A 19,134-nucleotide genomic window follows, 5' to 3' on the forward strand; every position below is an offset into this window, starting at 1 on the left:
CACAGTTAACACAGGCGGGACGCCCGTGCCACAGTTAACACAGGCGGGACGCCCGTGCCACAGTTAACACAGGCGGGACGCCCGTGCCACAGTTAACACAGGCGGGACGCCCGTGCCACAGTTAACACAGGCGGGACGCCCGTGCCACAGTTAACACAGGCGGGACGCCCGTGCCACACACAGTTAACACAGGCGGGACGCCCGTGCCACACATAGTTAACACAGGCGGGACGCCCGTGCCACAGTTAACACAGGCGGGACGCCCGTGCCACAGTTAACACAGGCGGGACGCCCGTGCCACACATAGTTAAAATAGATAAATTTCGAGGATTAGTAAATTGCTTAAGTTTGCTGGATCGGCAGTTCCATGATAAACTCGGTTCCCTTGCAGGGTTCCGACTCGCACCGAAGCGAGCCTCGGTGATTCTCTACTAAGATTTTGTAGACAATAGACAATCCTAAACCGGTACCTTTACCGATTTCCTTGGTGGTGAAAAACTGCTCGAACATTCGCTCTTTTATCTGTGGTGTCATTCCGGTTCCCGTGTCAGCAATCCGCACTCTCACGCGATCGGGGCCAGCTAATTCTGTGCTGATAAAAATTTTTAGCGCAGCATTGGGCTGATTTTGTGCTACCTCGTCCAAAGCATCGATCGCGTTGGTAATTAGATTCATAAATACTTGATTTAGCTGTCCTGAATAACACTCTACAGGAGGCAACTTTCCATATTTTTTAATTACTTGAATGTCGCGACGATCTATTTGAGAATTGAGACGGTTTCGCAAAATTAACACGGTGCTGTCAATGCTGTCGTGCAAGTCGCACATGGTCATGTTAGTGTTATCGGTTCGCGAAAAATTGCCCATAGATTTGACAATTTCGCGAATGCGATTGGAACCCATTTGCATGGAAGACATAACTTTAGGCAAGTCTTCAACTAGAAAATCAAGATCTATCTCTGCGATTTTAGCTGTGATTTCGGGACAGGGATTTGGACAGTATTCTCGATAGAGGCGCAGCAGGTGTAGCAAATCTTGAGTATAAATTTCCGCATGGCTCAAGTTGCCGTAAATAAAACTAACTGGGTTATTAATTTCGTGGACGATACTAGCCATTAGCGCCCCCAGCGAAGACATTTTTTCGCTGTGGAGGAGTTGAGCTTGAGTTTGTTTTAGTTCGCAAAGTGCGCGATCGAGCTGGGCTGCTTGAGCTTCCGCTTTCGAGGTAGCAGCACAACTTTCTTGATAAAGTTCTACCTGTTTAAGGTCGATTTCAAATTGTTCGATTTCGCTTTCTTGCTGGTATTGACTCACTACGGCATCGAAAGCTTCTAGCAAGTCGCCGCCCGCTGCTTCGACAATGTACAGCAGGTGGGGATTTTCCAGCCTGAGTTCGGCATCAGGAACTTGCACCAAGGCTTTTATTCGATCGATATATGCGCGTACTTGTTTGTCTAAATACAGTGGTGGCTCAAAATACATGGCCTTGACGGTGGCTGAAGGGGGACTCAATAAGTTGAGGCTGCTGCTAGTATTAATTAAGTCGCGGTGGGATTTTTCCATAAGCTCGATCGCCTCTAACAAATTCCCCCGCAGCTTGGCTCTTTCTACGCCATTCTGAGAGCCAACTAACCTCATGCAAAAAAAAGCCGTTCGTTGGGAAAGCATTCGCTGGCGGCCGCTGATGTTAATTACCGCAGCACTAATTTTTCTGGCTGTCGTAATTTCTTCCAGATTAAAGTAGTTGCTCAGTGCTGCCATTGGTAATACCCCCGACTCCACTAAATGTCTGTAGCTCCTGCTGACACAAGATTTAAGAGCCATAAAAAAAATTGTATAATACACTAATCAATATATTCTGTATTTCCTAATAAAGTAGTATACTAAAACACAATTATTTTCCATTTGTGGCTTATCACAATTTTTATGATTCGGCTTCTTGCACAGTTTTTCTTAATTATTCAAAAATTCACAAGTCAACTTCGCCATAATTGGAGCTTGAGTTTGCGGCAACCCGTGAGTGGCATTGGGAATAATTGCTAACTCTGCCCCCGGTATCTTGTTAGCCTAGGTTTCACAGTGCCATAGACGAATTGTTTCGTCACTATCTGCTGCGATAACTAAGGTAGGAATTTGCAATTTGTGAATTTCTTTTTCTACTGTATCAACTGCATCTTCTGGCTGCATCCGACTCATTAACAATGACCTTGCTACTGGTTGAGATATCAACTCCCTGCGCCACCCCGAAATTTGCTGCAATTTCTCACTTTTTCCCGCTAAACTCGCAAAAGGTTTTGCCAACTGCAATGCCCAATCAACAACTGGAGTTTCCCACAATAGCGGCCGCAAAGCATCGTATTCACCGCAAAAACTGTCGTCCCGAATTCCGGCTGGTGCTGCTAACACTAAACTGCTCACAGAATTAGGATATTTGAGGGAATATGCAGATGCTACCCAACCGCCAAAAGAATGTCCGATGATGCAGCAAGGTTCGATATTTAGTTGTTCTACAACTTGCCGCACAAAAGCAACTTCTACAGCTACGTCGTAGCGGATTTCTGGTTTGCTGGATTCTCCAAAACCCAACATATCTAAACTAATGCACCGAAACTGAGATTGCAGTAACTCAATTAATGGCAGCCAGCAAGTCTTTTCTCCTAAGACACTCTGCAGCATCAATAAGAGTCTGCCGCACGCGATGTCGAGGTAGGTGGCTGTTTGGCTGCTGCTATTGACAAATGTACTTAATGTGTGCGCTTGTTCTACAGGTGCTTGAGACTGCATGGCGATCGACTCCCGATCGGTCAGGAATCTTTGTAAAGGATTGTAACAAAAAAGCAGTCCAAAGGTTAAACTTCATTACGGAGTACACAGTTAGAAATAGACCATGATATTGTCTATGATTATTAGAAAATACTACAAACCCAAAGCAGGAGAACACTTTGAACTCTACTTTAAGACAGTACCCGGCTTGCTCTCTTCGCGAAGATGTCAGTGAGTACGTAGCACACCTACAGCTTCACATGACTTTACAAGCTCGCAACTTGCTCCCTACCATTACCACCGCTAAGGATAGTCGCGAACAACTGTTGCAGCAGACTCAGGCTCATTTTGAGAAACGTGTTTCTCGACAAGCTATTTAAACAAATTTTCGGTTTCCCCAATTTACGATCGCCCGCGGTCGAACTTTCCGACATTTCAGCATCCCAGAAACCCGGTAGCCTCAACAATACCGGGTTTCTTTTCGGCTAATTATGCAGGGGGCCAGGTTTTGGGTAATATGCGTTGGGTATGCTTTAAATTTAATGTCTATGCGAATTCCGATTATTGCATTTTTGACTTTGGCTGGGCTGGCTGGCGGCGAATTGGCAGCCGGGGCGATCGATCCGAGTGCCGCACCGACTGAGGCCCAGTTTAGAGAGGGAACCGCAGAAATTGACAGGCGAGACGCCTGTCCCACAAGAGCACAGAGGGAGGAGGATGAGGTGAGTCTCACATCTGGCACCATTCTCCAGAACGGGCAAGATGCCCGGTCCACAAGAGATGAATTGTTTTGTGGAACAGGCATCTTGCCTGTTCATCAAAAGCTGATTGAAAATGGTGCAGCATCTGTCAAGAACGGTGCAGCATCTGTCCAGAACGGGCAAGATGCCCGTTCCACAAGAGATGAATTGTTTGGTGGCACAGGAATGTTGGCTGAAGTACGCGGGGCGCAGCTATCCCCTAGGGAATCTCCCTCACTCAAGCCCAGCCACAATAAAGATTTTACATCTCTGTTAAAAACTCCGGCGACGATCGCGACCAACGCTGAAATCCCCGAAGCAGTAAACAGCAACGCCAGACAGCTAGGCGGTACTCTACAAATCAGTCAAGCGGGCAATGCTGAAGGCGTTTACGTTGCTGAGGTGAAAATTCGCTTTGTCAATTCCAGAGGCGAAGCTGTTGATAGAAAAGGGAATCCGGTTGAGGGCAGAATTTCGGAAGATTTTATCCGAGGTGAGCTCAAACTCAAGGCGGGGGATAACTACAGCCGGGAAGTTGTACGATCGGATTTACAGCAGTTGCAGCAATTGGGATTGTTTGAGAAAGTTACGGTTTCGATCGAAGAAGTTGGCACGGATGTTAATGTAATTTACAACGTTCAAGAGCGATCGGCTCGCTCTTTTAGCGTGAGTGCCAGTCTTAGTGATGATGTTGGCGTTGCTGTTCCTCTTTCCTATACCGATCGAACTTTCGGCACCAACCCCCAGCGGCTAGCGGTGGAACTTGAACCCAGCCTCCGAGGTATCCAGTACGATGTCGAGTTTGTCAGCCCTTACGTTGCCGCCGAAGACCGTTTGGGATACAGTGTGAGAGCTTTTGGCGATCGCAGAATATCGGAAATTTTCAACAAAGATATTGATTTGCCCAACGGGAACCGAGTTCGGGAAATTCGGGTGGGGGGAAATCTCAGGTTTACCAGACCTTTGGGCGATTGGCAATCGACTTTGGGACTCAATTATACAAACATCAGTACGCGCGATCGCAACTTAAATATTGCCCGTCGCGACGAACTCGGCAATCCTCTCACATTCAGCGGCAGCGGCGTTGACGAGTTATACACTGTTTCTTTTGGTGCGATGCTCGATCGGCGGGACAATCCCTTCAACCCCACCAGCGGCTCGATTCTGAGCCTCAGCACCGAGCAGTCGATACCTCTGGGACGAGGTAACATTGTGAGTAACAGGCTGTTAGCAAATTATATACATTATGTACCAGTAACTTTGCTCGGCATCAGCGAGTCCGAAGCCTTGCCCGAAATGCTGGCTTTTAACTTGCAAGCGGGCACGGTAATCGGGGATTTGCCACCAACGGAAGCTTTTCGCCTCGGCGGTCGCAATTCTGTGCGGGGTTACGATAGCGGGGATATTGGCAGTGGCAGGAGTTATTTTTTAGCTTCGGGTGAATATCGGTTTCCTGTCGGGAGGGATGTTGGCGGCGTGATATTTGCTGATTTTGCGTCGGATTTGGGAACGGGAGATAGTGTACTGGGAAAACCGGCCGTAGTCAGGGACAAACCGGGGACTGGGGCGGGTGTTGGGCTGGGTGTGAGGGTGCGATCGTCCTTTGGATTAATTCGCTTAGATATGGCTGTTAGCGACTCCGGCGACCTCAAACTTATACTCGGTACAAAGCAGCGATTTTAAATTAGTCATCAGTCGCGAGTTAACTGTAGGGGCGGGTTTTACCAACAATATTTGATAACCGCAAACAATCTTGTAAACCCGCCCCCACACCACCGATAACCCAGATTAACCTGATATTCGAGCGAATCCAAAAAATGTAGATTCGGATTTGCCGCCCAAGTGGGGGCGGGTTTATTATATTGTTGGTTTCTGGCATAGATGATTGGTAAAACCCGCCCCTACAGGATGCGTGAAGATACAAGAAGCGATTTCAATCGCCAGTTGCTAAAAAAGGTTTCAGCCTACGGTTTTAAACAGCGGGGTGTCTGCTATGTCTGCTAAAAATTGGGCGAGTTGTCGATCGAATAATTGAGTTTGATTTCTTTCGTCAACCCAACCTCCACAGTTTGTGGTAGTAATTGAAATGGAGTGAAATATAGCACCTCGGTAAGGACACCACAATGTGGGTTCCCTACTGGGTTGTAAGCAATTTACAATTGCTATATTTATGCTCGTAAATGCTTAACGCTTTGGTTTCTTTACATCAACAGTTTTCGGCTTAGCCGCCGGAGTGCGCGGATAAAACTTAAACTTATTGAGCGCAGCACTTGCCGATTTAGCCACACCGCTATCTATATCTCGCAAAGCTTTTTGTAGCAGCGGAATCACTTTTTCCGACTTAATCATTGCTAGTGCTTCCACAGCAGCTTCGCGCACCTCCGGGTGAATATCTTGAGCTAATTTTCCCAAGGTTTCTATTGCTCGCTGACCTTCGGATCTCAGAGCATTAGCAGCAGCCATTTTACCTAAAGCAGACGCTGCAAACTTCCGGGTTTCTTTGTCCTGACTTTGAACACATCCCATCAACTGCGGTAGGGAATAGCTTGGTGCTTGTCTGGTAATTGGAAGCTGTTGTTCGACTTCGGGTTGATGTAAATCAATGGGTTGTGGTTCTGAAAAACCTGTGTAATTTAACTCTTCTTCAACTTCTGTTTGATTTAACTCACTTGACAGTTCCTGCCAAACTTCTTCTTGTGATACACCTTCGGCAAATTCTGTTGAATTTAACTGACTAAACTGCTGCTCCGGGACTTCTTGTTGTACATTACTCTCGTACTGCTCTTGCAAAGACCTGATAGTAGCTTGCATCTGAGCTTCGTGAGCTCTCAACTGCTCGTGAGCCGCTTGCAACTGACTCTCGTATTGCTCTTGCAAAGCCTCCATATTTAACTGCAGCTCAACCTCGCGGTTCTCATATTCCTCGGCAGTTTGCCTCAAGCGAATTTCGTGTTCATTTTGCAAGTTTTGCAAATGTTGCTCCATCTGAGCTTGATAATTTAGATGCAATTCGTCAGCAACTCTGAGTAAGTGATGTTCGTGTTCGGCTTGCAAAGATTGGATATTTTGCTGCATCCTAGCATTGTTAGCGGCTTCTAATTCCTCGCTGATTTGTCGTCGCAGCTCGTACTCGTCTACGCTGGCAAGTGGTTGGACCTGACTCTCGCGTTCGGCCAAAACTTGTTGGAGCTGACTGTCGCGTTCTGCCAAAACTTGTTGGAGCTGATTTTCATATTGAGCCGCAACTTGTTTGAGCTGGTTTTCGTATTGGGTAGTAACTTGTCTGAGTAAATTTTCGTGTTCGATAGTAGCTTTTCTAAGCTGATTTTCCCGTTCTCCTTTCTGAGATTCTACAGCTTGTTGCACCCGAGACATCTGAGCTAATTCTATTTCCTCAGTAATTCTGCGAGTTTGCTGCAAGTATTCTTGCTTTTGCTTCTTTAAGCGCTTTTCCACTAACCAGTAAGCAACTGCTACCCCTGCCAAAAAACCTACGATCGCTCCGATGATACCCACAACTGAGATCCTCCCGACAAAATAGTGATGCTGGACTTTTTACATTTAACCATATAGCCTCCTGTAACCGCCCAGTAGCAACAGCCAGGCTGTCACTGCGAGCCAGTGAAGCGCCACCGCAGGCCAGATAGAACCGCTTTGCAGGTATGCGAGGGAGCACGCAACTCCCAAAATTGCCGCCAGTAGCAAAAATACTGGATTCATAAAGGTCGATCGACCAACCGGGTAAAAAGTCAGCGCGTTCAGCGGGTGGTAAACTACAAAAACCGCCAAACTCGCACATCCCCAAAACCACAGCATTAACCCAGAAGCCTTCTCAAACGGGTGCGGCAGCATTAACACCCGGAACAATAACTCCTCGGTGATGCCCGGACTTAACAAACAGCCAACGAGCACTCCCACAATTGTACGCCGAGAGGTTTGCACGTCTACTTTTAGAAATCCTGACCAAAAACCAATGGAAAGAGCGATCGAAGTGTAAACCAGCGCGAGCATAGCTGCAACCAGCCAATCAGTGACATCGGGAATAGTTGAAAAAGCCAGGGTGACGCGGCGTATCAGGAATCCCGGCAGCACCATCGCGCTAAAATTTAACATAATCAAACCGATCCTTAAAATTTTCAAACAGATGTTAGCAGTAAGTTGAGCCGTTTATTATGCAAAACCAATCATTGCCGCCCGTCAGAGTCCGCGTTTTTGTTTCGGGATTAGTTCAAGGAGTAGGATACCGATATTCAACGAAGAATCAAGCAAAGTATTTCGGCCTGGGCGGCTGGGTAAGAAATCTCCCCGACGGGCGCGTCGAAGCTGTCTTTGAAGGCTCCAAAAAAGCTGTTGAACAAATGATTAGTTGGTGCCGAGGCGGCCCCAGCGGTGCTAGGGTGAGCGAGTTGGTTTTGGAATACGAAGACCCGGAGGGCGATTCCCTTGACGATAGCTCCGCCGCGCGTACTTTTGAGATCCGGCGATAAAAGAATAAGGAATGAGAATTAAATAACTTCCACTCTTGAAAGTGGGATGGGCGGGACGCCCGTCCAAAAAGGACGGGCGTCCCGCCCATCCCACAATAACAATTAAAATTGTAAGTTATTTAATTCGCGATCCTAAACGGCATAGACTGCGGTTGAAATTGCTACTGTAGAAACGAGTTCTGCCTTGTATAAGGCAGGCTTCGCTCGCGCAGACTAAAGAATGAATCGCATAAAAAGCGCGAATTTGGTATTGCCAATTTACAGCGTATTCCAGGTTTATGAACTACACCCCAGAAACCGGGTTTCTTTACAGTTCTCGTATCATTAGTGATACTGTTTAAGAAACCCGGTTTCTCGCGTTCTACATTTACATGAAATATGCTGTATCAATGATTAGCAAGTTGACTTAAATTAGCAAACAACTGAGCAACTTTGGTCAAATCTTTATCTCCCGGCGCTATTTCTACGCCGCTAGAAAGGTCAACACCGCTGAAGTTATTGCCGATCGCGCTATCAATTGCATTTAAAATATTATCGGGTGTTAAACCGCCCGCCAGCAGCCAAGGACACGGCGGTCTAAACTCTGATAACATCATCCAGTCGATCGTTTTACCAGTACCGCCCAATTGCCCTGGATGGTAAGCATCCAGCAGTAAAGTATCGACACGAACAGCATAAACAGCAGCGGTGGCTAAAGTTTCAGGAGTCTTAACTCTCAGGGCTTTAATAATTTCAATTCCCGGCAAAAACTCCCGCAGTCGATCGCAATATTCCGCTGTTTCATCTCCATGCAACTGCACCCCGCTTAAATTTGACTCTGCCGCTACTTGACAGATATTTTCTATTGTGGTGTTGGCAAAAACGCCGATGCGATCGACATTTTCCGGCAATTGCTCGACAATCAGGCGAATTGTTTCTGGGCTGACATAGCGGGGGGAAGCCGGCACACAGATAAACCCCAAAGCCTGGGCTCCCAAGCGGGCGATCGCAATTCCTTGGTCTAATTTAGTGATTCCGCAAATTTTAACCCGCACTCCGATTCCTCCGTTCCGAATTTGTATCAAAATATAAACGAATTGTTAACTATTAAAACAAATCTTAGTTTAATGCAAACCGCTTTTTATAATCTGGGAAATCAATTTATCTGTGAAATCAGGAAATAAGAACATGATCACCTCATCTTTGCTGTTAGCCGTACAATCTACCGCTCCCTCAACACCGGAGTGGTCGCCACTGGTAGGACTGACAATGATTTTATGCAATTTGCTGGCGATCACGATCGGCTACTACGGCATCTCCAAGCAAAACCGAGGCAAGGGCCCAGCTTTACCCGTGGCACTCCCTGGAATGTTCAAAGGCTTCGGCGTACCAGAATTGCTGGCAACAGCCAGCTTCGGCCACTTGCTCGGAGCCGGAGTAATCTTGGGCTTGGGTAACGCCGGAGTTCTGTAAAAATCAGGGGAAAGGCAAAGGCAAGGGGTGAGAAAAGATATAATAGAAACTCTTTCTTGCTCTCCTTTCCCAGGAAAATTCATGCAGACAGGTTGGCGAATCGGCTCTTTATTTGGCATCCCCCTAGTTATAGATTATTCGTGGTTTATAATTTTAGCCTTAGCAACCCGCGAATACGCCAGCAGTTACCGCCTGTGGGGGCCTGCGCTCTCCTGGAGTGCGGGGTTAGCAATAGCTCTGCTACTGTTTGCTTCCGTGCTCTTGCACGAACTCGGACACAGCTTGGCGGCGATATCGCAAGGCATTAAAGTTAATTCTATTACCTTATTCTTATTTGGCGGAGTAGCTTCGATCGACTCGGAATCCAAAACTCCCGGTCAAGCTTTTCAAGTAGCCATTGCCGGCCCTCTAGTCAGCTTTGCGCTGTTTTTAATCCTCGGTTTGGGTTCTCAAGTTCTTCCCCCGCAAAGTTTGCTAGCAATTGTCACCGAAAGGGTAGCACTAATCAATCTCGTTTTGGGATTATTTAACTTAATTCCCGGTCTGCCTTTGGATGGAGGACAAGTTTTAAAAGCAGCAATTTGGAAAATCACCGGATCTCGATTTGCCGGCGTTCGCTGGGCGGCAAAAACAGGACAAGTTTTAGGTTGGCTGGCTGTTGCTTTGGGTCTGAGTTTATGCTTTTTAGCGCGGGAGTACGGCGGCTTGTGGATTGCACTGATTGGCTGGTTTGGCATTCGCAATGCCACTGCTTATAGCCAAGTTACTTCGCTGCAAGAAGCCCTGCTCAAAATTAAAGCCAGCGATGCGATGAGTCGCGAGTTTCGAGTTGTAGATGCAGATTTGACTCTGCGAGAATTTGCCGATCGATATTTGTTAGAAGTCAATCCGTTTCCATTTTATATTGCTGCGACCAACGGCCGGGATTTGGGCTTAGTGTCGATCGACGATATTCGCTTCACAGAACGCAGTCAATGGCAAATTCAGACTTTGCACAACATTTTGAAACCCCTGGGAAAAACCCCCACAGTCTCCGAAAAAGCCTCCCTTGCAGAAGTAATTAACAGCATGGAAGCCCGTCAACTCCCCCGAATCATCGTCCTCTCGCCGATTGGTTCAGTAGTGGGGACGCTCGATCGGGGCGACGTGGTTAAAGTTTTAGCAAAATACCTCAAACCACAGATTTCAATGGCCGACATCAAGCGCAGCAAAGAAGAAAACAGCTATCCGCAGGGATTGCAATTAAGTGCGATCGCCAAAACTGCACAAGAAAACTAAAAATTTGGCATCAGTAAGGGGCATCAGCGATCGGTTAAGATGTAGCATACTTTGTGACTCAGGGTTGAAACACTAAATTTTATGCCCCAATTCTTTAAGAGAATTTATCATAAATTTGCGGAGGGACTTGGGAAAAATTTAACTTATTTATTCCCCAACGCTGACTTGCAACCTGTTGCTATCATCTGGATTGTCGTGACCGGAACTCTATTGGGAGTGAGGCATTTAGGCGGGTTGCAGCCACTAGAATTAAATGCTTACGACCTCATGGTGCAGTTGGGGCAAGATCGCGGCCCTGACCCCAGGTTGCTGATAGTTGAAATCACCGATCGGGACATTAGTGCTTTAAACAGATGGCCAATTTCCGATCGCGTTTTAGCAAAAGCGATCGGCGAAATAGCGCGTTTGGAACCCACAGCTATTGGTCTCGATATAATTCGTGATATTCCCTACGAACCGGGAAATGCAGAATTAGCCACTCAACTGAAAAACCCCAAAGTCTTTCCCATTACCTTCATCGGCTCCTTAAAGTACGATCGAGTCCAGCCACCTCCCAACATACCAGACAAGCGGGTAGGATTTAACGATTTGTATCTCGATCCAGATGGTATAGTGCGTCGTAATGTGATGTCTATTGGCGATGGTAAAAACACGTTTTATTCATTTCCCTCCAGGCTAGCTTTTGCATATTTTGATAGCAAAAATATAGAATATAAAGCTACAGAAAACAATGAATTCTTAGTAGATAAAACAGTATTTTCAAAGTTGCGCTCAAACTCAGGAGGTTATCAAAACATTCCTGCCCAAGGCTATCAAATATTGCTCACTTACCGCTCTCCTAAAAAGATAGCAGAAACCGTGACCATAACTCAAGTTTTGGAGGGCAAAGTAGACCCCAACTTGGTAAAAGATAAAATAGTCTTAATCGGGGTGACAGCCCCAACAGTAAAAGATATTTTTTCTACCCCTTACAGCGCTACTAAAAACGGTAATATCCCGACGCCTGGGGTATTAATTCACGCAACGGCCACCAGCCAAATTCTCAGTGCAGTTTTAGACGGCCAAGGGCTATTTTGGTATTGGGATGAATGGCAAGAAATCCTCTGGATTGTGGTTTGGAGTGCAGTGGGTGGCTGTTTAGCTTGGCGGCTAGAAAAAGCGCTGAATTTGATCGCGATCGCGATCGTAGCTTGCGGCTCATTATTCGGATTCACCTTTTTCCTCTTCCTACAACAGGGGTGGATACCTCTAATTGCTCCAGCCCTTGCCCTTTTAATCACCGCAGGAGTCGCAGTTACCTATAAATACGAGCAGTCGAGACAACAGCAAGGGATTGTGATGAAATTATTAGGACAACAAACTTCACCCGCGATCGCAAATGCCCTGTGGAAAGAGCGCGTCCATCTGCTCGAATCAGGGTTATTGCCAGGGCAAAAAGTTACTGCTACGATCGTCCTCACCGACGTGCAGGGTTTTAGTACAATCTCCGAAAAACTCGCGCCAGAAGTGGTAATGAGTTGGTTAAATGAGTATTTATCAGCAATGGCCCAAGAAGTCCAAGCACATCAAGGCGTGATTAATAAATTTACCGGAGATGGAATGCTGGCAGTATTTGGCGTACCCATTCCCCGCACCACTCGCGAAGAAATTGCAGAAGATGCTCGCCTCGCCGTATCTTGCGCTTTAGCTATAAGTTCGCGCTTGCCAGAAATGAATCAAAATTGGCTCACACGCGGTTTACCGGCCGTAAAAATGCGAGTAGGCATCTTTACAGGGCCTGTGATGGTGGGTAGTCTGGGAGGCACAACCCGTTTAGAATATGGAGTGATCGGCGACAGCGTAAATATTGCCTCTCGCCTAGAAAGCTGCGAAAAGGAGCGGCACGAGGACACTTGCCGGATATTGATTGCAGAAGAAACCTTTGTGCATTTGGCCGACAAATTTGAGGTAGAATCTTGGGGAGCTTTGCCTTTAAGAGGTAGGGAACAAAAAGTTAATGTCTACCGGGTTTTGGGAAGGAAAAAGAAATAAAAAGAGAGAATCTCTCCCTACAAATTCATGGAGTTAATGTGAAAACAATTACTAAGTTTCTCATCAATCTGATATCAGTTGGCTCAATAGTATTGATAGCCACACTTAACATTTCTCAATTGGCAGTTGTGGGACAGCCCAGCATAAACACACCTGACCGCCCACCCAACCCTATACCGGGAGGGCCGCGCTTCATTCCGCCTACTGAAGATATAGATAATTGGCCCCCCACTCAACCGAGACGGCCTGTGCGCGGTGGCTGCGCGAGCATTAGTCAGCTAGGTCTCACAGCCTTAGTGCCTAAAAATAAGATGGGACGGACTGTTTCCGACTATCCAACGTTCTTTTTCTACTTGCCTCAAACAGAGGCCGAATCAGCCGAATTTATCCTACAAGATGAAAGCGGCAAGGAGATTTATAAACAGGAGCTCACAATTAGCAATTTATCAGGGGTAATCGGCGTTAGTATCCCCGCCAACCAAAATGTGCCGCCCTTGGAAGTAGGCAAAAGTTACACTTGGAATTTTACAGTGATTTGCGACTCTCTAGACCGATCGGCAGATCAGATAGAAATCGGTACGGTACGGCGAGTTGAACTCAGTGAAGATATCCGCCGTCAATTAGATCAGGCAGATCCGCGCCAGAAAACCGTTATTTATGCTGAAAATGGGATTTGGCAAGATGCCCTCAGCACCCTAGCTGCCGCTCGCCGCGATCGGCCTAATGATACAACGTTCAAGGCTGATTGGGAAAGCTTGCTGGATTCTGTGAAATTGGGCGAAATTGCCAAAGAGCCGATCGTTCAAATTCCGCCACAGCCCTAAGCGGTACTGCATTTAAATTTAACTTTTTTGGCGTCGGATCAACGGCCCGGAAAACTTTTAATAAAAATAACTGTACAAGTTTTTAACTTGTATCAGTAACAGCCAAGATGGTCGTTCCACAACAAATAATTTTTCTTGTGGAACGGCCATCTTGGCTGTTCCCAAAAGGCGGTATACCCACAATAATTATTCCAAAAATCTCTTGTGGAACGGCCATCTTGGCTGTTCCGAAAAGGTGGCAGTAAACCCCGCCCCCAAATATGGAGGTTAAATGTGAAACAGCTTATTACTTGTTAATTCCAAAATATCCTGCCATTCCTCATCCGAAAGTGACTGCACCTCCAAATCAATTTCAAAACAGCGACAAGCCGCCGCACTCAAAACATCAATTACAGTGGCAATCAAATCATCTCCCCCTTCAGATAGAGGTAATTGCACAGGAATTAATTCCTCCTCAAACACTTGAGAAAACAAACAAACATCCGGCTGCAAACGCATCGAACCGTGCTGCAAAATAGCATCACCCCTGCGTAATTGCGCGCTACCAATTAACTTGCAGCCATCAGCGGTAACTAAATCCGCACCCGTCGCAGTACCAAAACAATTCGGATTGTGAATATAACCCCTTCCAGCTTCCCCGTATTGCAAATCCAAACCCATCGCCCTCCAACCCTCAATCAAAAACTCGCAAATAGTCTGATAAGCTTTCATACGGCTGCTTCCAAACCCCGACGCCACAACTGCATAAGTTAAATCCCCTTGGTGCAGCACGGCGCGCCCGCCGCTGGGCCTCCTCACCAACTCCACAGGCATTCCCCGCCAAGACAACTGCTGCCAAAACTCCGGCCATCGGCGCTGGTGGTAGCCCAAGGAAATCGCCGTCGGTTGCCAAGTGTAAAATCGCAGAGTTGGCGGATGTTTGCCCGCTAGATGCTGTTCCAGTAGCCATTGGTCGATCGCCATCTGCACGCTACCAGACGCCGACAACAGTGGAATTAAACGCCATACAGAATTAGCCATCAGTCGCGAGTCCTTAGTTTCTACTCAATAATTCGCAGAATGTTTTAAAATTAGTAACAGTTTTTTGGGCCTGTCTTCTAAGTTGGTGCAAGTTTCACGCCAGCCGGTGCTTTAGAAATAAATAGAAAAAATAATCGCAGAACCATGAGCAACAGTGTAATTGTCATTAACGACGAAAAATTTGAAACAGAAGTCCTGAAAGCAGAGCAACCAGTGCTTGCCTATTTTTGGGCTACTTGGTGCGGGCCTTGCAAACTGATCGCGCCTTCGGTAGACTGGGTGGCGGCCAACTACAGCGATCGACTGAAAGTGGTTAAAATGGAAATTGACCCCAATCCTAATACTGTCAAGCAGTATAAAGTAGAAGGAGTCCCAGCTCTCCGGCTGTTTAAAAATGCCGAAGTAGTGCTTTCTCACGAGGGAGCCATTACTAAACAAACTTTGATCGGTTTGCTCGACGCTCACTTATAAAGTTTGGAAATGATTCGGGAGTTTCCAACTCCCAACTTACAATTATAACAAGCACAAATATTTTTTTAACACCTCTCTTTTCTCCTCGATATTCCTCTCTGACTCTGCGCCCTCTGCGCTCTCTGTGGTTAGTAAAAAAAATAATTTAGCTAATATAAAAATAGTCCTTAAAAATCCACAAAAATATAGAAAATATGCAATTTGCTAAACGTTTAGAACCACTGCAATTTAATGTATTTGCCGATATGGATCGGGCAAAAGCTCAAGCTAGAGCAGCGGGGCAGAATGTGATTGACTTGTCTCTGGGTTCTTCGGATTTGCCGGCGGCTGCTCACATTACAGATGCGATCGCACATTCTCTGTCCGACACCAGCACCCACGGCTATTTGCTGTTTAACGGCACAAGAGATTTTCGGGAAGCAGCAGCTATTTGGTACGAGCAAAAATTTGGGATTGCAGTCAATCCAGAAACAGAAGTGCTGCCGTTAATTGGTTCCCAAGAAGGCACAGCGCATATGCCTTTAGCTGTACTCAACCCTGGAGATTTTGCTTTGCTGCTCGATCCGGGCTATCCTTCCCACGCGGGCGGTGTGCATTTGGCTGGTGGTCAAATTTATCCGATGCCGATATTAGCAGAAAATGCGTTTTTGCCGATATTTGAAGATATTCCGACAGCAGTGCTGGCTCAGTCGAAGATGATGGTTTTGAGCTATCCTCACAATCCTACAACTGCGATCGCCCCGGTTGCTTTTTTTGAGAAAGCTGTGGCTTTTTGTCGAGAACATCGGCTGCTTTTAGTTCACGATTTCCCTTATGTAGATTTGGTGTTTGACGATTCCGTAGGGGCGGTGCCCCCGTGCCCGCCCTCTGGTAACGAGGAAGAATATCGAAAATTGATGGCGCCGTCAATCTTTCAGGCGGATCGAGATAAGAGTGTGGCGATCGAGTTTTTTACACTATCCAAATCCTACAGTATGGGAGGTTTTCGAGTCGGATATGCGATCGGCAATTCCGAACTAATTGCAGCGCTGCGACAGGTAAAAGCCGCAGTGGACTTCAACCAATACCGAGGGATTTTGAACGGAGCGATCTCCGCATTAACAGGCCCTCAAGATACCGTCAGAACCAGCGTAGAAACCTTCAGAAAACGGCGGGATGCCTTTGTAAACGCGCTACAGAGCATCGGCTGGCAAGTACCCGTACCCCCCGCCACCATGTACGTCTGGGCGAAACTGCCGGAACCTTGGGCCCAAGATTCCGTGAAATTTTGCACTCAGCTAGTACAGACTACAGGAGTCGCAGCTTCCCCCGGTGCCGGTTTCGGGAAATCAGGAGAAGGCTACGTGCGATTTGCCTTAGTCGAGTCGCCAGCAATTTTGGAAGCAGCAGTTAGAAAAATTGCTGAGTTTCTAAATTGAGTACACGCCTACGGCGAGCGCCGTAGGCGTGTCAACTTAAGCTTTTAGTCCGCCAGTCCTCCGGCTCACCCGGCACTCTTCGCCAGGGAATGATCTTCCACAGGGCTTATAGCTAAAGTCCTATCAAAGAGGACTGAAAAACTCATTAGTCGTCTTCAGACGACTTTAGCTTTGAGCCAGGGGTTTCAACCCCTGTCGGACTGTCGGACTATCGGTTGCACGTTAAGTTGACACCTACGGGTACGGCGCTTTCCCTACAGGGGTTAAAACCCCTGCCGGACTGGGGTTTTGACGTTTTTGGACACAGGAAGAAGGGCACGGCGTCTAAGCGCTTACCCGTAGCTTCAGATGGATGCAATGGCTAAAATAGTGTGATTTCTACCTAAAGGACTAGATATTTGCACGCAGTATCTGTCAGAATCTTTTTTAAGAAATGTTAACGTGAGATATCTTGGGAATTACCAGTTCCGCTCACCCACTCTAAAAATCCTTGAAGTGAATTCTGTCGGGGTAGCGATTGTTCCGTAGCGGCGAGCACACACCCGAAAAAGACCACACTGCCCAAAATTGCAATCAGCGGCAAAGGCTTACCCAGCCCAAAGTCCCGCTGAATCCGAGCTAAGGGTCTGCTCTCGCGCCTGAGCATCTTTCCTACCGTCAGTTGTTTGAGACTAAAAGGATCGCGCACAAAATGACCGCTCCAGCTAATTACCATATGAGAATGGCAGTGGGGGCAAGTGAATAGTCCACTGACCATCCCGACGGGGCCTACGACGCTGGAACGGTTGCAGATCGGGCAAGTGACAGAATGAGTGTTATAGGTGGGAGCGTTCATAACTGTTTTTCTTGAGTAAAAAAAACTAACAAGTAATTGGGAGCCTGTGTTAACGCTTAAGGTATAGACCTTGAGAGGCACTTTTCCTTAATTCCTAGTTTACCGCTCCAATCGGGTCGATCGGAGCTCACTGCTTGGGAAAACCTGCAAATTGCCAATCCCGCAACGAGTGCAAGTCTGGAGCACAGGTGAGATTATATTGCAAAGGAGTTACGGTTATTCTGTTGTCGCGAATAGCTTGTACGTCTGTAGGAATATCATGTGGCACCGCCGAATCGGCGATTTCTTCTACATCTTCTAACAATTCCCCAGCCAGCCAATAATAAGTTTTGCCGCGCGGATCGGTGCGCTTTTGAAATATGTCGAAATAGCGGCGAATGCCTTGACGGGCGATCGCAACTCCGGTAATTTCTGCTTGTGAGACTGCCGGTATGTTGACATTCAACAGCATCGGTTTCGCCATTGGCTGTTTTTCCAACTGTGCCAGCAAGCTGACAGCGAAATCCACCGCCGGCCCAAATTCCTGCGAAGTAAAGCTCGCGAGGCTGAAAGCAATGCTGGGAATACCTTCCATAATTCCTTCCATTGCTGCCGAAACCGTGCCCGAACAGATGATATCCGTGCCTAAATTGGGCCCGTGGTTGATACCGGAAAGGACAAAATCTGGCGGTTTGTCAAGTAAAGCCCACAAAGCAAGTTTCACGCAGTCGGCGGGAGTACCCGAACAGGCCCAAGCTTGGACTGCGGGCTCAAAAATAGATTCGACAATTTCGGCGCGGATGGGTTGGTGCAGGGTTAGGCCGTGGCCGGTAGCGGAGCGCTCTCTGTCGGGACAAACTACGCTCACATCGTGGCCAGCGGCGGCGAGAGCGTTGGCGAGGCTACGGATGCCTTGTGCAAAGATGCCGTCGTCGTTGCTAATTAAAAGTTTCATTGAAATTTTTATAGGCCTTATAGCAATCTTAAACTAGATTCAACTAGGGCGATCGCTCTAACCTCGAATTACCTATTACAAATTATCCGTAACTGCCATCAATCTAAAATCTCAAATCTAAAATCAACAAGCTGTAGAGCCAAAATTGCGCTAAACTCAACTTGGCCCAAAACAGCCATCAATCTAAAATCTCAAATCTAAAATCTAAAATCAACAAGACTGTCGAGCCAAAATTGCGCTAAACCCAACTTGACCACAAACAGCCATCAATCTAAAATCTCAAATCTAAAATCAACAAGCTGTCGAGCCAAAATTGCGCTAAACCCAACTTGCCCACAAACAGCCATCAATCTAAAATCTCAAATCTAAAATCAACAAGGCTGTCGAGCCAAAATTGCGCTAAACCCAACTTGACCACAAACAGCCATCAATCTAAAATCTCAAATCTAAAATCAACAAGCTGTAGAGCCAAAATTGCGCTAAACCCAACTTGGCCCAAAACAGCCATCAATCTAAAATCTAAAATCTAAAATCTAAAATCAACAAGGCTGTAGAGCCAAAATTGCGCTAAACCCAACTTGACCACAAACAGCCATCAATCTAAAATCTCAAATCTAAAATCAACAAGCTGTAGAGCCAAAATTGCGCTAAACCCAACTTGGCCCAAAACAGCCATCAATCTAAAATCTAAAATCTCAAATCTAAAATCAACAAGACTGTCGAGCCAAAATTGCGCTAAACCCAACTTGGCCCAAAACAGCCATCAATCTAAAATCTCAAATCTAAAATCTAAAATCAACAAGGCTGTCGAGCCAAAATTGCGCTAAACCCAACTTGGCCCAAAACAGCCATCAATCTAAAATCTCAAATCTAAAATCTAA

17 protein-coding genes are annotated in these 19,134 nt (G+C 46.7%); 9 read left to right on the top strand and 8 right to left on the bottom strand.

The annotated features are described in order from the left end of the window. Positions 1-342: 342 nt before the first annotated feature. Together QT973_RS04350 and QT973_RS04355 are read right to left on the bottom strand one after the other, a co-directional pair. Entirely contained in the window at positions 343-1,824 is a 1,482-nt protein-coding gene (locus tag QT973_RS04350) for an ATP-binding protein (protein WP_333052956.1), read from the bottom strand. A gap of 243 nt (positions 1,825-2,067) precedes the next feature. After that, positions 2,068-2,784, bottom strand: a complete 717-nt coding sequence (locus QT973_RS04355) for an alpha/beta fold hydrolase (RefSeq protein ID WP_333211037.1) — start codon at positions 2,782-2,784, stop codon at positions 2,068-2,070. 158 nt (positions 2,785-2,942) lie between these two features. Between QT973_RS04355 and QT973_RS04360 the strand changes: the two genes are divergently transcribed. Together QT973_RS04360 and QT973_RS04365 are read left to right on the top strand one after the other, a co-directional pair. Then, the gene (locus QT973_RS04360) at positions 2,943-3,143 is read left to right on the top strand and encodes a hypothetical protein (protein ID WP_333052954.1); all 201 of its coding nucleotides are present in this window, start codon (positions 2,943-2,945) and stop codon (positions 3,141-3,143) included. A 168-nt stretch (positions 3,144-3,311) separates the two neighbouring features. Then, positions 3,312-5,186, top strand: a complete 1,875-nt coding sequence (locus QT973_RS04365) for a BamA/TamA family outer membrane protein (RefSeq protein WP_333390702.1) — start codon at positions 3,312-3,314, stop codon at positions 5,184-5,186. A gap of 501 nt (positions 5,187-5,687) precedes the next feature. Here the strand turns inward: QT973_RS04365 and QT973_RS04370 are convergent. Both QT973_RS04370 and QT973_RS04375 read right to left on the bottom strand, forming a co-directional pair. After that, positions 5,688-7,019, bottom strand: coding sequence for a HEAT repeat domain-containing protein (locus tag QT973_RS04370; protein ID WP_333052951.1), 1,332 nt, complete (start codon positions 7,017-7,019; stop codon positions 5,688-5,690). Between the two features lie 45 nt (positions 7,020-7,064). Continuing rightward, a complete protein-coding gene (locus tag QT973_RS04375) occupies positions 7,065-7,616 on the bottom strand; it encodes a CPBP family glutamic-type intramembrane protease (protein WP_333052950.1) in 552 nt (183 codons plus the stop codon). Between the two features lie 59 nt (positions 7,617-7,675). Between QT973_RS04375 and QT973_RS04380 the strand changes: the two genes are divergently transcribed. Further along, entirely contained in the window at positions 7,676-7,990 is a 315-nt protein-coding gene (locus QT973_RS04380) for an acylphosphatase (RefSeq protein ID WP_333260078.1), read from the top strand. Positions 7,991-8,376: 386 nt separating this feature from the next. Here the strand turns inward: QT973_RS04380 and QT973_RS04385 are convergent, their stop codons facing one another. Further along, positions 8,377-9,024 (bottom strand): phosphoribosylanthranilate isomerase, encoded by a 648-nt coding sequence (locus QT973_RS04385; protein ID WP_333052948.1) that lies wholly within the window; start codon positions 9,022-9,024, stop codon positions 8,377-8,379. Between the two features lie 133 nt (positions 9,025-9,157). On the opposite strand from QT973_RS04385, the gene psaK reads away from it, so the two are divergent. The 4 genes from psaK (at position 9,158) to QT973_RS04405 (ending at position 13,575) form a co-directional block, all read left to right on the top strand. Beyond that, positions 9,158-9,442 (top strand): photosystem I reaction center subunit PsaK, encoded by a 285-nt coding sequence (gene psaK / locus QT973_RS04390; RefSeq protein ID WP_333040629.1) that lies wholly within the window; start codon positions 9,158-9,160, stop codon positions 9,440-9,442. Positions 9,443-9,523: 81 nt separating this feature from the next. After that, the gene (locus QT973_RS04395) at positions 9,524-10,720 is read left to right on the top strand and encodes a site-2 protease family protein (protein WP_333211032.1); all 1,197 of its coding nucleotides are present in this window, start codon (positions 9,524-9,526) and stop codon (positions 10,718-10,720) included. An 81-nt stretch (positions 10,721-10,801) separates the two neighbouring features. Continuing rightward, entirely contained in the window at positions 10,802-12,751 is a 1,950-nt protein-coding gene (locus QT973_RS04400) for an adenylate/guanylate cyclase domain-containing protein (protein WP_333211030.1), read from the top strand. A 38-nt stretch (positions 12,752-12,789) separates the two neighbouring features. Continuing rightward, positions 12,790-13,575, top strand: a complete 786-nt coding sequence (locus tag QT973_RS04405) for a DUF928 domain-containing protein (protein ID WP_333260072.1) — start codon at positions 12,790-12,792, stop codon at positions 13,573-13,575. A 267-nt stretch (positions 13,576-13,842) separates the two neighbouring features. On the opposite strand, the gene QT973_RS04410 is transcribed toward QT973_RS04405, so the two are convergent. Then, positions 13,843-14,595, bottom strand: a complete 753-nt coding sequence (locus tag QT973_RS04410) for a biotin/lipoate A/B protein ligase family protein (protein ID WP_333390707.1) — start codon at positions 14,593-14,595, stop codon at positions 13,843-13,845. Positions 14,596-14,739: 144 nt separating this feature from the next. Between QT973_RS04410 and QT973_RS04415 the strand changes: the two genes are divergently transcribed. Together QT973_RS04415 and QT973_RS04420 are read left to right on the top strand one after the other, a co-directional pair. Then, on the top strand, positions 14,740-15,066 hold the full coding sequence (locus QT973_RS04415) for a thioredoxin domain-containing protein (protein ID WP_190663385.1): 327 nt from the start codon (positions 14,740-14,742) through the stop codon (positions 15,064-15,066). Positions 15,067-15,260: 194 nt separating this feature from the next. After that, positions 15,261-16,484 carry an LL-diaminopimelate aminotransferase gene (locus tag QT973_RS04420; protein WP_333390712.1) on the top strand — a complete coding sequence of 408 codons (1,224 nt, stop codon included), beginning with the start codon at positions 15,261-15,263 and terminating at the stop codon, positions 16,482-16,484. A 436-nt stretch (positions 16,485-16,920) separates the two neighbouring features. Here the strand turns inward: QT973_RS04420 and QT973_RS04425 are convergent, their stop codons facing one another. Continuing rightward, complete coding sequence (locus QT973_RS04425) at positions 16,921-17,319, bottom strand: hypothetical protein (RefSeq protein ID WP_333052937.1); 399 nt, start codon at positions 17,317-17,319, stop codon at positions 16,921-16,923. Between the two features lie 127 nt (positions 17,320-17,446). Then, a complete protein-coding gene (gene surE, locus QT973_RS04430; RefSeq protein ID WP_333052936.1) occupies positions 17,447-18,253 on the bottom strand; it encodes a 5'/3'-nucleotidase SurE in 807 nt (268 codons plus the stop codon). Between the last annotated feature and the right edge of the window lie 881 nt (positions 18,254-19,134).

Source organism: Microcoleus sp. Z1_A1, assembly GCF_036700305.1.
Taxonomy (GTDB): domain Bacteria; phylum Cyanobacteriota; class Cyanobacteriia; order Cyanobacteriales; family Microcoleaceae; genus Microcoleus.

Coding starts and splice junctions, on each gene's coding strand:
- QT973_RS04380 (WP_333260078.1), top strand. CDS start 7,676: ATGCAAAACCAATCATTGCCGCCCGTCAGAGTCCGCGTTTTTGTTTCG.
- psaK (WP_333040629.1), top strand. CDS start 9,158: ATGATCACCTCATCTTTGCTGTTAGCCGTACAATCTACCGCTCCCTCA.
- QT973_RS04400 (WP_333211030.1), top strand. CDS start 10,802: ATGCCCCAATTCTTTAAGAGAATTTATCATAAATTTGCGGAGGGACTT.
- QT973_RS04355 (WP_333211037.1), bottom strand. CDS start 2,784: ATGCAGTCTCAAGCACCTGTAGAACAAGCGCACACATTAAGTACATTT.
- QT973_RS04395 (WP_333211032.1), top strand. CDS start 9,524: ATGCAGACAGGTTGGCGAATCGGCTCTTTATTTGGCATCCCCCTAGTT.
- QT973_RS04365 (WP_333390702.1), top strand. CDS start 3,312: ATGCGAATTCCGATTATTGCATTTTTGACTTTGGCTGGGCTGGCTGGC.
- QT973_RS04420 (WP_333390712.1), top strand. CDS start 15,261: ATGCAATTTGCTAAACGTTTAGAACCACTGCAATTTAATGTATTTGCC.
- QT973_RS04375 (WP_333052950.1), bottom strand. CDS start 7,616: ATGTTAAATTTTAGCGCGATGGTGCTGCCGGGATTCCTGATACGCCGC.
- QT973_RS04415 (WP_190663385.1), top strand. CDS start 14,740: ATGAGCAACAGTGTAATTGTCATTAACGACGAAAAATTTGAAACAGAA.
- surE (WP_333052936.1), bottom strand. CDS start 18,253: ATGAAACTTTTAATTAGCAACGACGACGGCATCTTTGCACAAGGCATC.
- QT973_RS04410 (WP_333390707.1), bottom strand. CDS start 14,595: ATGGCTAATTCTGTATGGCGTTTAATTCCACTGTTGTCGGCGTCTGGT.
- QT973_RS04425 (WP_333052937.1), bottom strand. CDS start 17,319: ATGAACGCTCCCACCTATAACACTCATTCTGTCACTTGCCCGATCTGC.
- QT973_RS04350 (WP_333052956.1), bottom strand. CDS start 1,824: ATGGCTCTTAAATCTTGTGTCAGCAGGAGCTACAGACATTTAGTGGAG.